15 protein-coding genes are annotated in these 13500 nt (G+C 42.8%); 13 read left to right on the forward strand and 2 right to left on the reverse strand.

Translation table 11 applies throughout. From position 1 onward, the window contains the following. The first annotated feature begins 25 nt into the window (after window positions 1-25). The 13 genes from QWZ17_RS21870 (at window position 26) to QWZ17_RS21930 (ending at window position 11134) form a co-directional block, all read left to right on the forward strand. Window positions 26-541, forward strand: a complete 516-nt coding sequence (locus QWZ17_RS21870) for a GNAT family N-acetyltransferase (RefSeq protein ID WP_290307447.1) — start codon at window positions 26-28, stop codon at window positions 539-541. 308 nt (window positions 542-849) lie between these two features. Then, on the forward strand, window positions 850-2418 hold the full coding sequence (gene flxA / locus QWZ17_RS21875) for a flexirubin biosynthesis tyrosine ammonia-lyase FlxA (protein ID WP_290307448.1): 1569 nt from the start codon (window positions 850-852) through the stop codon (window positions 2416-2418). A gap of 28 nt (window positions 2419-2446) precedes the next feature. Next, window positions 2447-3175 (forward strand): flexirubin biosynthesis SDR family reductase FlxB, encoded by a 729-nt coding sequence (flxB, locus tag QWZ17_RS21880; RefSeq protein WP_290307449.1) that lies wholly within the window; start codon window positions 2447-2449, stop codon window positions 3173-3175. A gap of 103 nt (window positions 3176-3278) precedes the next feature. Then, window positions 3279-4502: a beta-ketoacyl-[acyl-carrier-protein] synthase family protein gene (locus tag QWZ17_RS21885; protein ID WP_290307450.1), complete on the forward strand. Its 1224-nt coding sequence runs from the start codon at window positions 3279-3281 to the stop codon at window positions 4500-4502. A gap of 18 nt (window positions 4503-4520) precedes the next feature. Beyond that, entirely contained in the window at window positions 4521-4778 is a 258-nt protein-coding gene (locus tag QWZ17_RS21890; protein ID WP_290307451.1) for a phosphopantetheine-binding protein, read from the forward strand. Between the two features lie 88 nt (window positions 4779-4866). Beyond that, window positions 4867-5292, forward strand: a complete 426-nt coding sequence (locus tag QWZ17_RS21895) for a hotdog family protein (RefSeq protein ID WP_290307452.1) — start codon at window positions 4867-4869, stop codon at window positions 5290-5292. 90 nt (window positions 5293-5382) lie between these two features. Next, window positions 5383-5808, forward strand: a complete 426-nt coding sequence (locus QWZ17_RS21900; protein WP_290307453.1) for an acyl-CoA thioesterase — start codon at window positions 5383-5385, stop codon at window positions 5806-5808. Window positions 5809-5911: 103 nt separating this feature from the next. Then, a complete protein-coding gene (locus tag QWZ17_RS21905; protein ID WP_290307454.1) occupies window positions 5912-7153 on the forward strand; it encodes an NAD(P)/FAD-dependent oxidoreductase in 1242 nt (413 codons plus the stop codon). 15 nt (window positions 7154-7168) lie between these two features. After that, on the forward strand, window positions 7169-7426 hold the full coding sequence (locus QWZ17_RS21910) for a phosphopantetheine-binding protein (RefSeq protein ID WP_290307455.1): 258 nt from the start codon (window positions 7169-7171) through the stop codon (window positions 7424-7426). 412 nt (window positions 7427-7838) lie between these two features. Then, window positions 7839-8474 carry a flexirubin biosynthesis/transport protein LolA2 gene (gene lolA2 / locus QWZ17_RS21915; RefSeq protein WP_290307456.1) on the forward strand — a complete coding sequence of 212 codons (636 nt, stop codon included), beginning with the start codon at window positions 7839-7841 and terminating at the stop codon, window positions 8472-8474. Further along, entirely contained in the window at window positions 8437-9069 is a 633-nt protein-coding gene (lolB2, locus tag QWZ17_RS21920; RefSeq protein WP_290307457.1) for a flexirubin biosynthesis protein LolB2, read from the forward strand. Before lolA2 ends, lolB2 begins: the two co-directional genes overlap by 38 nt. Window positions 9070-9314: 245 nt before the next feature. Further along, window positions 9315-9680 (forward strand): ApeI family dehydratase, encoded by a 366-nt coding sequence (locus QWZ17_RS21925; RefSeq protein WP_290307458.1) that lies wholly within the window; start codon window positions 9315-9317, stop codon window positions 9678-9680. Then, complete coding sequence (locus QWZ17_RS21930; RefSeq protein ID WP_290307459.1) at window positions 9677-11134, forward strand: cation:proton antiporter domain-containing protein; 1458 nt, start codon at window positions 9677-9679, stop codon at window positions 11132-11134. The genes QWZ17_RS21925 and QWZ17_RS21930 overlap by 4 nt, the downstream gene beginning before the upstream one ends. Here the strand turns inward: QWZ17_RS21930 and flxY are convergent. Both flxY and acpS read right to left on the reverse strand, forming a co-directional pair. Beyond that, window positions 11115-12416, reverse strand: coding sequence for a flexirubin biosynthesis putative acyl-CoA ligase FlxY (gene flxY / locus QWZ17_RS21935; protein ID WP_290307460.1), 1302 nt, complete (start codon window positions 12414-12416; stop codon window positions 11115-11117). The genes QWZ17_RS21930 and flxY overlap by 20 nt on opposite strands. Next, a complete protein-coding gene (gene acpS, locus QWZ17_RS21940) occupies window positions 12413-12787 on the reverse strand; it encodes a holo-ACP synthase (protein WP_290307461.1) in 375 nt (124 codons plus the stop codon). Before acpS ends, flxY begins: the two co-directional genes overlap by 4 nt. Between the last annotated feature and the right edge of the window lie 713 nt (window positions 12788-13500).

Raw genomic sequence — 13500 nt, forward strand, 5'->3', positions numbered from 1 at the left:
AAGTAAATAGCTAAACAAATACATTATGGATTACCAGTTTGAAAAGGCAACCATTAACCAACTCGATCAGATTTGGGAGATTTTGCAAGCAGCCATTAACCGCCGCAAACAAGATGGCAGCGACCAGTGGCAAGACGGTTACCCCAATCCCGCAGTAATTAAAAGCGATATTGAGCAGGGCCACGGCTATGTGATCCTCAATGATAAAGATATTATAGCCTACTGCGCCGTTATAGTTAACGACGAACCCGCCTACGCCGATATTAAAGGCCAATGGCTAACCAATGCCGATTTTGTTGTTTACCACCGGGTGGCCGTATCAGAAAAATACCTGGGCAAAGGGTTTTCAAAAGTGATGCTGAACTTTATTGATGACTACGCCTTACAAAACAACATATACAGCGTAAAGGCCGATACCAATTTTGACAATGCCCCCATGTTGGCGTTATTCCAAAAAATGGGCTATCAATATTGCGGCGAAGTGTTTTTCCGGGGCAGCCCGCGCAAAGCGTTTGAGAAAGTATTGCAGCCTGCTAATTAAATTGACAAGTATTGGTCAGCAAGTGCTTTTCCATAGCTATTAGCCCTATAAAATGGCAATGCCTTAAGCATAAGCTATGCCATTATATTGTATAAGGCCTTAGCCCTGTTACCGGTATCTTTTTCTATCCATTGCAGGAAATTGGGATAGAAAAAAATTCAATCCCGTTGCAACCTTTGCGGGGTCAGCCTCGTCAATATTGCGCCGGGTAGTATCATATTTCAAAATATTTATCCTATTTTCGGACGTTTTTTGGGTGAATTTTTAATGAAGTTTCCCAGGCTTTTATCTAAATATAATTATAGTTCATGATACATATAGGGGGGCGGTATCTTACTGCCGATGATTTTTCTAAGATTCTGTTTGACAACGAAGAGGTTGGCTTAGATGCATCGGTTGTAAAGAATGTGGAAGTTAATTACCAGTTTTTGCAGGGCTTCTCGTCCAACAAACTGATATATGGTATCAATACCGGATTTGGGCCAATGGCGCAATACAAGGTAAGCGAAGAAAACCTGCTGCAACTACAATATAACCTGATCCGCAGCCATGCTTCGGGAGGTGGCAACCTGATGCAACCCCTGCTGGTAAAAGCTTTAATGATAGCCCGGTTAAACAGCTTTGTGCAGGCCCGGTCCGGCGTGCATATTGATTTGCCTAAATTATTGGTTGATTTAATTAATAAAGATGTTGCCCCCAATGTATTTGAACATGGCGGTGTAGGCGCATCCGGCGATCTGGTACAGCTGGCCCACCTGGCACTGGTACTCATTGGCGAAGGCGAGCTAAGCTATAAAGGCGAACAACGCGCCACCGAAGATGTATTGAAAGAGTTGAGTATTGAGCCCTTAACCATCAAGATAAGAGAAGGCCTGGCCATCATCAACGGTACATCGGCCATGACGGGGATTGGCATGCTGAACATTATCCAGGCTAAAAAACTGCTGGAGTGGTCGGTAGTATTATCAGCCATGATGAACGAGGTGGTACAGGCTTATGACGATCATTATTCTTATGAGCTTAACGCCGTAAAACACCACCGCGGTCAAAACGAAGTTGCCGCCATTATGCGCGATGTGCTCACCGGCAGCAAAATGATCCGTGATCGGTCTGAACATTTATACAATCCTGATAACCTTAACCAGGAAGTGTTTTTGGATAAAGTACAGGAATATTACTCTCTGCGTTGTGTAACACAGGTATTAGGCCCTGTTTATGATACTATTTTTGAAGTTGAACGTGTGGTTACTGATGAGTTGAACTCCGTGAACGACAACCCTGTTATCGACCACGAAAACAAAAATATTTTCCATGGCGGTAATTTCCATGGCGATTATGTTTCGCTGGCTATGGATAAACTGAAGATTGCGATCACTAAATTATGCATGCTATCTGAAAGGCAATTGAATTATATCCTGAACGAAAAGCTGAACCATAAGTTCCCGCCTTTTGTAAACCTCGGAGTTTTAGGTTTTAATTTCGGGATGCAGGGTATGCAATTTACGGCTACCTCAACAACAGCCGAAAATCAAACCCTATCATACCCGATGTACCTGCACAGCATCCCTAACAATAATGACAACCAGGATATTGTGAGCATGGGCTGTAACTCGGCCCTGATTGCCAAAAAGGTTATTGATAATACTTTTGAAGTATTGGCTATCCAGATGATGTCAGTACTGCAGGCTATTGATCACTTGGATTGTTCTGAAAAACTATCGCCAACAACACATCTGGTTTACACTGATCTTAGGGCTATATTCCCCAAATTTGTGGAGGATGCGCCTAAGTACAAAGATTTGGCGAGAGTAAAACAGTATTTCGAAAAATCGGAACATGTTCACCTCATCAAAAAAAGAAACTCATCTGTATTATAGTTTTTAGCATTTAATAATTTTAGCAGATATGAAATGTGCATTAGTGACAGGCGGATCACGGGGGATAGGTAAAGCAATTTGTCATAAATTGGGTTTAATGGGCTATTATGTGCTTGTAAACTATAAAAGCAATCAAACCGAAGCCGAAAACACTTTAGCTACCATCAAAGAAAATGGCGGCGATGGCGAGATCATTAAATTCGACGTAGCCGGTAAAGAAGATATCCGCGCCGTTTTAGGTAGCTGGATTGAAACCAATACCGAAAAATATATTGAAGTACTGGTAAACAACGCCGGCATTAAGGATGATACCCTGATGATGTGGATGAAGGATGAGCAGTGGGATAGCGTTTTAAACACCAGCCTGGGCGGTTTCTTTTACGTAACCCAAACGGTGTTAAACAGCATGCTGGTTAAAAAATACGGCCGTATTATCAATGTGGTCTCTCTATCGGGCTTAAAAGGCTTGCCGGGGCAGGTTAATTACTCGGCTGCTAAAGCTGGTGTTATTGGTGCCACTAAAGCCCTGGCGCAGGAAGTTGCCCGCCGTGGCGTTACCGTTAATGCGGTGGCTCCTGGCTTTATCCGTACGGATATGACCGATGGGCTCGACGAAAAAGAACTTAAATCAATGATCCCCATTAAGCGCTTCGGCACGCCCGAAGAAGTAGCCGCTGTAGTTGGCTTTTTGGCATCGCCGGAGGCATCATATATTACAGCCGAAGTAATTTCTGTTAATGGCGGTTTATACTCCTGATTAATCATTTGTTCACAAAAGCATCATTTTTAAAATTTCAATCGTTAAATAAATTTAATTAGTTTTAAAGGTATTTGTAATTGATTAAGCCGCCAGTAGCGTTATGAACAGAGTTGTGATTACAGGAATGGGAATTTACTCGTGTATAGGCAAAAATCTAAACGATGTAAGAGATTCGCTGTTCCAGGGCCGGTCTGGAATATTATTAGATATGCAGCGTAAAGAGTTTGGTTACCGATCTGGCTTAACCGGCTTTGTCGACCGCCCAAACCTTAAAGAAAAACTGGACAGAAGAGCGCGCATCATGCTGCCCGAACAAGGCGAATATGCCTACATGGCTACCATCGAAGCCCTGGGCCAGGCCGGGATAGATATGGATTACCTTGATCAGCATGAAATTGGCGTGCTTTACGGCAATGATAGTTCGGCCAAGCCGGTGATAGAATGCATAGACACCATCCGGCTAAAAAAAGACACCATGCTGGTTGGCTCGGGAGCGGTTTTTCAAACCATGAATTCCACCGTGAGCATGAACCTGGCTACCATATTTAAATTAAAAGGCATCAACTTAACTGTTAGCGCTGCTTGTGCCAGTGGCTCGCATGCCATTGGTTTAGGTTATCATTTAATAAAAAGCGGCCTACAGGAAGGCATAATATGTGGCGGCGCGCAGGAGCTTAACCATTTTTCAATGGGGAGTTTTGACGCGCTTTCGGCATTCTCTGTGATGGAGGCGCATCCAACAAAAGCATCGCGCCCTTTTGATCGTAGTCGTGATGGGCTGGTTCCAAGCGGTGGCGCGGCAACCGTGATTTTGGAAAGCCTTGAATCGGCACAACGCCGTGGGGCCACTATTTTGGGCGAGGTTGTTGGCTATGGCTTTTCATCAAATGGCGGCCATATTTCAAACCCAACCGTTGGGGGGCCAGTACGCTCTTTGGCTATGGCGTTAAAGGATGCCGGGATGAGCGCGGCCGATATCGACTATATTAACGCCCACGCTACATCAACCCCTGCAGGTGATGCCAGCGAGGCAAAAGCCATTCACGAGGTTTTTGGAACGAGCAAGCCGCCGGTAAGCTCAACCAAATCTATGACCGGCCATGAGTGCTGGATGGCCGGCGCCAGCGAAATAGTGTACTCTATGCTGATGCTGCAAAACTCGTTCATAGCGCCAAACATTAACTTCGAAAGCCCTGATGAGGATTCTGAAAAGTTAAACATCGCTACTAAAACCATTGAGCGAAACATTGACGTGTTTTTGTCAAACTCGTTTGGCTTTGGCGGTACCAACTCGTCCCTGATCATCAAAAAATATATTGATTAATCTTATCTAAACCACCTTATGTTATTTTCAGAAATTATAGCTAAAACCAATGAATTCCTGGCCGAGGAATTTGAGATAGACGTAGCTAAAATTACGCCCGAAGCTGTATTAAAGGATACCCTGGAGCTTGATAGCCTTGACTATATTGACCTTGTGGTAGTAATTGAAAGCAATTTTAATTTTAAAGTACAGCCAGAAGACTTTGCTGGCATTACCACCTTCCAGGATTTTTACCTGTATGTAGAAACCAAGGTAAATGCTAAAGAACTTGTTTAAAGCAAGTGTTAGTGAATTTTAAGAAGAGCCAATAACTTTAAGCCTTAGCCTGTAATACCTGCAACGTTTTTAACATTCTGCATTCAATATGTTTACACCTCCAGCAAACACGCCCGACCTCATTCCGCAGAAAGCCCCTTTCGTGATGATAGATCATTTGATTTATAGTGACGAGAAAAGCAGCCGCACCAGCTTTTGCGTAAAGGCAGATAACGTATTGGTTGAAGACGGCGAGCTTGGTGAGTGTGGATTAGTTGAAAACATAGCGCAAACCGCGGCTGCACGCGCCGGATATATTGCCTTAAACGAAACAAAACCCGATGCAATTGGCTATATTGGCGCCATTAAAAACCTGGAAGTATTTGCGCTACCTCAAATAAACGATATCTTAGAAACCGAAATTACTATTGATAATCAAATATTTGATGTAACGCTGATATCGGGCAAGGTGAAGCGGGGCGATGAAATACTGGCGCAATGCCAGATGAAAGTTTTTATAATTCAACAACAATAAATTAAATCTAAACTAACCTTACAGTCATCGCTGTATGGTTCATCATCATACATACAGGGCAAAATTTGCCTTTTTTATCAGAAAAGAACATTGCAAAAAACACTAAAACATGCCACCGAAATAAGTGTAAAGTTTAGCGAGGTAGATTCGTTGGGCATTGTGTGGCATGGGCATTATGTGCGTTATTTTGAAGATGGCCGCGAGGCTTTTGGAAAAGCATTTGGTATAGATTACCTTACCGTTTATAATAATGACTATGTTACGCCAATTGTAAGCATGGATTGTAAATACAAACAAGTGTTGCGTTACGGCGATAGCGTAATTATTGAAACCGAGTATATACCCAGTGAAGCCGCCCGCCTTAACTTTAATTATCGCCTGCTAAACGCGGCAACCGGCGAAGTAGTGGTTACGGCATCAACAACACAGGTTTTTTTAAGCCGTGATACTTTTGTGCTGCAGCTAACTAATCCGCCATTTTTTGAGGACTGGAAAAAGAAACATTCTTTGGCTTAAACGGTATTTACATAGCAGCCTTGGGGCTCAATAAATTATTATTAACAAAGGCTTAGGGCTATGAAAGCCTGGGGCAGTACTCATAACAACAGAAATTAAATTGATGAAAACCGAAAAAGTTGATGTGTTGGTAATAGGTGCCGGACCGGCGGGTACTGTGGCTGCTTCTATTGTGAATAAAGCGGGCTTTAAAGTTAAAATTGTTGAAAAGCAAAAATTCCCGCGCTTCGTAATTGGCGAAAGCTTATTGCCCCGTTGTATGGAAGCCTTAACCGAAGCTGGCTTTGTTGAGGCCGTAGAGACCAAAGGTTTTCAGAAAAAGTTTGGGGCCAAGTTTGTTAAAAACGGCGTAATTTGTGATTATTACTTTTCTGATCAGTTTACAGATGGCTGGAACTGGACCTGGCAGGTACCACGTGCCGAGTTTGATAAAACCCTGGCAGATACCTGCGAGCAAATGGGCATCCCGGTAAACTACGAAACCGCGGTTACCGACATCAAATTTAATGGCTCCAATTCTGTCACCACCCTTGAAGATATTGATGGCAACCAAAGCCAGGTTGAGGCACGGTTTATTATAGATGGCAGCGGTTACGGCCGGGTAATCCCCAGGCTTTTCAATTTAGATAAACCATCTAACATGTCGGAACGGAAAGCTTTATTTGCCCATACTGTGGATGTGAAACGGAATCTTTATGAAGAGCCAAACCGCATTACCATTGTAGTTCATAAACCAGGGGTATGGATCTGGATTATTCCGTTTTCAAGCGGCGTAACCTCTTTAGGCTTTGTGGGCAATCCTGATTTTTTTAACCGTGTTGAAGGCGAAAACGATAACGAAAAACTGCGTAACCTGATAGCATCTGACCCATACTTAAGCGAACGTTTTGCAGGTGTTGAGTTTGTTTTTGAGCCACGCATATTACAAGCCTGGAGCAGCACTACCGATATTTTTCATGGTGAAGGGTTTGTGTTAACGGGCAACGTAACCGAATTTTTAGACCCCATCTTTTCATCGGGCGTAACGTTGGCAACGGTATCGAGCCAAAACGCGGCGCATTTAGTGATCCGCACGCTAAACGGTGAAACGGTTGATTGGAATAAAGAATACACCGATAAGGTGATGCAGGGGGTAGATGTATTTCGCTCCTATGTAAATGCCTGGTATGAAGGCACGTTGGATACCATCTTTTTTTCAGAGACATTTGTACCCGAGATTAAAAACCAGATTTGCTCGGTTTTGGCCGGTTATGTATGGGATTTAGAGAATCCTTTTGTAAAAAATCACGATACAGCAATTAAAAAATTAGCAAGAGTTATTCAGCTAAGCGGACAGCTTAGCTAAGCAGAGAGATATAAAATGGACAAATTAATGAATGATCTGAAAGTGCAGATCATAGATCAACTGAACTTACAGGACCTTAAACCGGCAGATATTGGCGATGACGAGTCGTTGTTTGCAGAAGGATTGGGCTTAGATTCTATCGACGTATTGGAGCTGATTGTTTTAATGCAATCACACTATAAAATAAAGCTTGCCAAAGCCGAAGACGGACCAAAAGTGTTTCAGTCAGTACGTACGATGGCCGAGTATATTACGGCTAACCAGGCAGCATAATAGAATCAAGAGGTTAGAGTTAAGAGTTAAGACGGGAAAAAACTATCGGAGGAAAGACTTACGAAGTTTTAAAAACTTCGTAAGTCTGGGAAGTCTAAATCATTCTATCGCGAGTTTAAAATCCAGGGGCGCTTAAAGAGGAAGTGACGTATATAGGATGGCGCAGACGACTCACCCCGACGAGGCTACGCCCGTCTGCCCCTCTCTCCGACTGCGTCGCATAGAGGGGCGAGGAAATAAAATAAAAAATGGGGTTCACCCTCTATGCGGCTTTAGCCGGAGAGAGGGTCGGCCAGCGAAGCGTTGCCGGGGTGAGTCGTCACCAATGTACAGAGCCATTTGCAATGGAATTTTTTTCAAAACAACACTTCACACGCTGCAGCGTTATTGTAAATAAAACGTGCTAAACTTTATGTATAAAGCATTCATCACTCTTTTAATATTATCGACCACATTTACAGCCAATGCGCAGCATGCGGGTTATACCCAGCTTACAGATCTATCGGCATTTAAAGCCCAGTTTACAGCGACTGCTCAAAAAACAACCAGCATAAAAAGTGATTTTGTGCAGGAAAAAAACCTGAGCATGCTGGCCGAAAAGATCACCTCGAAAGGAAAATTCTGGTTTAAAAAAGATAACATGGTGCGAATGGAGTATACCAGTCCGTCCAAATACCTGATGATCATTAACAAGGATAACATATTGGTAAAGGATGAGCAAAAGGAGAACAAGATCAACACCAAATCAAACAAACTTTTTCAGCAGATTAACAGGATTATTGTTGATTGTGTGCAGGGCAGCATCCTTAGCAATCCAGATTTTAAGGTGAAGGTATTTGAAAACAAGGGCGCTTATTTGATTGAACTATCGCCGGTTGCAAAGGGCTTAAAAGACTTTTTTAAGAGTATCAATATCTCGGTTGATAAAAAGGACAACTCGGTAAGCAATATTGATATGGAAGAGCCATCGGGCGATAACACTACCATTCATTTCATAAACAAAGAGATCAATGCGACATTGCCAGACGCGCTTTTTGCTGCTAAGTAGCTGCCTGTTGCTGCTGTTTAGCTGTACATCGGTTTATAAAAACCTAAAGCCGGCTACGGGTAACTTTGATCACATCTACAAATTCAGACCGAAATTTGCGGTAGTGCTTTACAATGCCGAAATCAATGTAACCAGTCACCACTTGAGCGGCCTGCTGCTCATGAAAATTATGCCCGATAGCAGTACCAGAATTGTATTTTCGAGCGAAATGGGGGTTAAGTTTTTCGATTTTGCATTTTTAAAGGACGGTAGTTTTAAGGTGTATTCCATTGTCCCTCAAATGGATAAAGGCCCGGTTATTAAAACCCTGATGAAGGATTTTGATTTGATTTTACTGCGCCAGCAAGGCAGCCAGGAACATTATATGCTGAAGGATAGCAGCCATTTATATTATGTACTGCCGCAACAAAAAGGAGCCAATTATTACATTACCAATTTAGCAGGCGATAATTTAATACGGATGGAAAAATCATCCAAAAGAAAACCCGTAGCCGTAGCTACCATGACCGGTTATAAAAATGGAGTGCCGGATAGTATCGGCATCGACCATAAAAACTTTAAATTTACCATTGGGTTAAAAAAAATAGAAAGATGAGCTGAAAGCCAAAAGCTAAAGGCTCAAAGCTTTAATCATAGCTTATTCAAATGAAGTAAAACAGCGTTGGGATGTGCGATTCCTTCCTTGGGGAAGGTGAAGGTAGGGGTTAATTAGCTTTTTGTTAACAAGGCGGATAGTAGCTTGTAGAAACCCCTCCCTGCATTTGCGCGCGTTTCCAGCCGCACCCCTCCCGTGGGAGGGAATTAAAATTTTTCAAACAATTGAGACTTTAAGTTACAACAATGCTCAAGGACACCTTTTTTCAATATACAGCGCCACAAATTAATGGCGACATAGCGACAACAACCATCACGCTTAACGCTAATCATCAGATTTTTGAGGGGCATTTTCCCGGGCAGCCTGTAGTGCCGGGTGTTTGTATGATGCAAATGGTTAAAGAGGTTTTGGAAAGTATTGTAGGCGGCAAAACTAAACTGTTAAAAGCGGTTGATATGAAATTTTTAGCCATCCTTAATCCTGTGGTTAACGGTACGGCCAATATGCAAATTACCTATACCGTTAATGAATTTGATACGATAAACGTTACAGCACTTATTCAGCACGAAACATCTACTTTCCTGAAATTTAAAGGCGTTTTCAAAAAATGAAAAAGTTTAGAAACATCCTTTTCTATGTTGTTCTTTTAGGCGTATTCTCCTTTCTCATCTACTACGTGCTAATGGCTGGCGACAGCCTGGAGCAGGGCAGGCATATTGTTAAACTTGCTGCCAGTGATAAAAGTCCGTTTCACCAGTTTATGGATGGTTTTATTAAAAACCTTACCGGTCCGCTGGCAACGTTGCTTGCGCAGATAGCGGTAATTATTATAGCTGGTAATCTGGCCGGCTGGGTTTGCAAAAAATTGGGGCAGCCACGTGTTATAGGCGAAATTTTTGCCGGTATCGCTTTAGGGCCGTCATTGATCGGCAGGTTTTTTCCGGCATTTTCACATACCATTTTCCCGGCAGCCTCTCTGGGTTCCTTACAGTTTTTGAGCCAGATAGGGTTAATCATTTTCATGTTTGTGATAGGTATGGAGCTTGATTTACGGGCTATTAAAAACAAAAGCAAAGATGCCATTGTGATCAGCCACGCCAGTATTGTGGTGCCTTTTACGCTGGGGCTTGGTTTAGCTTATTATATATACCGGTCGCTTGCCCCTGTTGGTATTCCTTTCTTTTCGTTTGGGTTGTTTATGGGTATTTCTATGAGTATTACCGCCTTCCCGGTATTGGCCCGCATTTGCCAGGAACGGGGCATCAACAAAACCCGTCTTGGCGCATTGGTCATTACCTGTGCAGCTGCGGATGATATTACCGCATGGTGTTTGCTTACTGTTGTGATTGCGGTGGTTAAAGCAGGTTCGGTAATGAGCTTTGTGTATACCGTTTTAATGGCGATTACCTATGTAATATTGATGTTGAAAGCAGTAAAGCCCCTGCTCAAAAAAATATATACCAGCAATATAAAACCGGGCTACGTGGGCATCCCGGTTTCCATGTTTTTTTTAACGCTCATTATATCTGCCTATGCTACCGAAGCTATTGGTATTCACGCGTTGTTTGGGGCCTTTATGGCAGGTATTGTAATGCCAGATAATATTACCTTCAGAAGCGTGTTTATTGAGCGGATAAAAGATGTGGCGTTGTTTTTATTGCTGCCTTTGTTTTTTGTTTTTACCGGTCTGCGTACACAGGTCGGCTTACTGAACAACATCTACCTGTGGGGCATCTGTGGCCTTGTTATACTGGTTGCCATTACGGGCAAGTTTTTAGGCAGCGCTTCTGCCGCCAAATTTATTGGTCAAAACTGGAAAAACAGCCTATCTATCGGCGCGTTAATGAATACCCGCGGACTGGTTGAGCTAATTGTTTTAAATATAGGTTATGATTTAGGCGTACTCAACAAAGAAGTATTTGCCATGCTGGTAATTATGGCGCTGATAACCACCATCATGACGGTGCCTATCTTAAACTTACTCGATAAGCTCTTCGGTAAAACGCCCGAAGAGGAGTTAATTCCCGAAGGCGAGGAAGAAGCGGCTATTGGCGGCGATCAATAAATTTAAATGGTTTACGGCCCGACTCTTTGTATTGCATTTTCTGAATTTCATCGTACTGCACATACGTAACATGCGGGCTAACACGTAGCCTGGCCTGTAAGTTTGCCCTTATTTTCCTATCGCACTCATCGGTGTAGTTAATGGGGAGGATATGCAGCAACACTTCATCCATCCCTATCTCATTGGAGTATACTTCGGCTACAAAATCAAGAATCTCTTCCATGCCGTTCAGCAAATCAAACAGCGATGGCGGGTAAAGGGTGGTCCCTTTAAACTTAATCATCTGTTTTTTACGCCCGATAATAGACGACAGGCGTAAAGTTGTACGGCCACAATCGCAAGGCTCATCAAAGTACTGGCAAATATCGCCGGTTTTATAGCGCAACAACGGCATACCTTCCACGCCAAGCGTAGTAATGGTAACTTCACCGGGTTCGCCGGGAGCTACGGGCTGGTTATTTTCATCAAGCAGTTCAACAATCAATAATTCGGGTTGGTGATGCCCGCCTTTACCCTGTCCGCATTCGGTAAACGCGGTTTGCATTTCGGTAGAGGCATAAGTGGAGTACAGTTGAATATTCCAGGCATCTGTTATTTTTTTGCCCAGGATATTGAGCGAAAAATCTGTATTACGGATGTTCTCGCCAATACAAACCGCCTTTTTAACCGAGCTTGAATTAATATCGATATTATGCTCATTGGCGTACTGGATCAGCTTATAAATAAACGATGGCACTGCTACAATAGCCGTTGGCTTAAGCCTCAAAATGGTATCCCACTGCAAAGAAGGCACACCCGGACCCAAACGGATAATACCCGCACCAATTTTACGGATGCCGGAGTAATAGGCCAGGCCGGCCATAAACTGACGATCCAAAGTAAGCATCAGCTGATAAACATCATCGGGCTTGCCATCGGCACAGGTAAAGGAACTGTATTCGTTATAAGTTAGGCGTTGCAGATCGTTTTCCGTTAGCGCCACTACTACAGGCGTACCCAACGTACCCGATGTTGAACTGTACTCAATAATTTTATCGCGACCTACACACATAAAATCGTCATTGCGTTTTTGCAGGTCTTCTTTTACTGTGGGAGGAATTAATCGCAGATCATCTAACGTTTTGATCTCCCCCACATTGATATTATTGGCAGCAAACAACTCTTTGTAAAAAGGTGAGTTTTGATTTAGATAGGCCAATAGCTGCTGTAGTTTTTGCTCCTGCATGGCTACAATTTGCTGTTGCGATTGATAGGCGGATGTATGTAATGTTTGCTCGGTCACTTTTCTATAATTACGATGGCAGATGCAATTGCTTTAAGGTGGGTTAATGATACGGAAATTTTTAATGGCCCATACACCTTTAATGTTTCGGCCGATTGACCAATGGGCGCAAGTTCGGGTTTGCCATCGACATTGTTGCTAATCTCAATTTCGTTAAAGGAGGTGCCATTTAGCCAGCCGGTACCTAAGGCTTTAAAAAAAGCCTCTTTGGCGGCAAAGCGAGCGGCATAATGCTGGTATTTATCGGCCATGGGCTCGCAATAGGCAATTTCCTTTTCAGAAAATACCAATTCGCGAAAGCCGCTGCCCTTATCAATTTTGGCAGCCATACGCTCAACCTCTATCATATCTATCCCAACACCGGCAACCATTAATCAGTTTTTGTTTGTTTAAATTTATTTGATGAATTATTGCAACCAATAAGCGATTTTGATCGTCATGTACAAAAATAGGGTTTTGTAGTTCTTTGAAAAGTTAATTTGTACTATCTGCGCAAAAATCGATCCCTCCCTTGTTTGCCACTTTTTAGGAAGGCTACACTCGGCAAACAACAGGTAACCGCTATGCGGCATCTTGAAGGCGGGGACTATCTGGCTACAAACCGGTAGCCGCCATGCGGCAAAAGAGGCTTAAGCGAATAGGTTCAACAGAAAAAAGCAGCTATCCATTTACGGTTATATGCCGCATAGCGGCTACCTACTTGTAGAAAAAAGATAAAAGATTTTATGCGCCGTAGGTGCTACCTCTCTCAAAATAGCGTCTTCTGTTTTTATTTAAAGCTATGCTCTAAAACCGGCTAATATCCAGTGTAAATTGCCATGCTTCTTGTTGAGTATGCCAGGCGGCAACTAATAATATACCCTATTTCAGTATCAGTAATAGGTATATTTGCGAAGCGTTGATTGAAAGCTTAAAATGAAGAATCTGGAGCTTTACCAAAGTGTTTGAATAATTCCTCTGCTGCAATTTTTTTCCCTTAGGGTGGCGTAGGATGGCTATCAGAACGGCGGTCATTTACTTCCACAACAATCACCTCTACTTTTTTGCCAAAAAATCTCTCCGACATTTCAATAGTGTGATTTTT

Source organism: Mucilaginibacter flavus (assembly GCF_030409315.1).
GTDB lineage: Bacteria > Bacteroidota > Bacteroidia > Sphingobacteriales > Sphingobacteriaceae > Mucilaginibacter > Mucilaginibacter flavus.

What these genes read in the sequence shown, in the direction of transcription:
- QWZ17_RS21870 (WP_290307447.1), top strand. Translation starts at nt 26, where the DNA reads ATGGATTACCAGTTTGAAAAGGCAACCATTAACCAACTCGATCAGATT.
- flxA (WP_290307448.1), top strand. Translation starts at nt 850, where the DNA reads ATGATACATATAGGGGGGCGGTATCTTACTGCCGATGATTTTTCTAAG.
- flxB (WP_290307449.1), top strand. Translation starts at nt 2,447, where the DNA reads ATGAAATGTGCATTAGTGACAGGCGGATCACGGGGGATAGGTAAAGCA.
- QWZ17_RS21885 (WP_290307450.1), top strand. Translation starts at nt 3,279, where the DNA reads ATGAACAGAGTTGTGATTACAGGAATGGGAATTTACTCGTGTATAGGC.
- QWZ17_RS21890 (WP_290307451.1), top strand. Translation starts at nt 4,521, where the DNA reads ATGTTATTTTCAGAAATTATAGCTAAAACCAATGAATTCCTGGCCGAG.
- QWZ17_RS21895 (WP_290307452.1), top strand. Translation starts at nt 4,867, where the DNA reads ATGTTTACACCTCCAGCAAACACGCCCGACCTCATTCCGCAGAAAGCC.
- QWZ17_RS21905 (WP_290307454.1), top strand. Translation starts at nt 5,912, where the DNA reads ATGAAAACCGAAAAAGTTGATGTGTTGGTAATAGGTGCCGGACCGGCG.
- QWZ17_RS21910 (WP_290307455.1), top strand. Translation starts at nt 7,169, where the DNA reads ATGGACAAATTAATGAATGATCTGAAAGTGCAGATCATAGATCAACTG.
- lolA2 (WP_290307456.1), top strand. Translation starts at nt 7,839, where the DNA reads ATGTATAAAGCATTCATCACTCTTTTAATATTATCGACCACATTTACA.
- lolB2 (WP_290307457.1), top strand. Translation starts at nt 8,437, where the DNA reads ATGCGACATTGCCAGACGCGCTTTTTGCTGCTAAGTAGCTGCCTGTTG.
- QWZ17_RS21925 (WP_290307458.1), top strand. Translation starts at nt 9,315, where the DNA reads ATGCTCAAGGACACCTTTTTTCAATATACAGCGCCACAAATTAATGGC.
- QWZ17_RS21930 (WP_290307459.1), top strand. Translation starts at nt 9,677, where the DNA reads ATGAAAAAGTTTAGAAACATCCTTTTCTATGTTGTTCTTTTAGGCGTA.
- acpS (WP_290307461.1), bottom strand. Translation starts at nt 12,787, where the DNA reads ATGGTTGCCGGTGTTGGGATAGATATGATAGAGGTTGAGCGTATGGCT.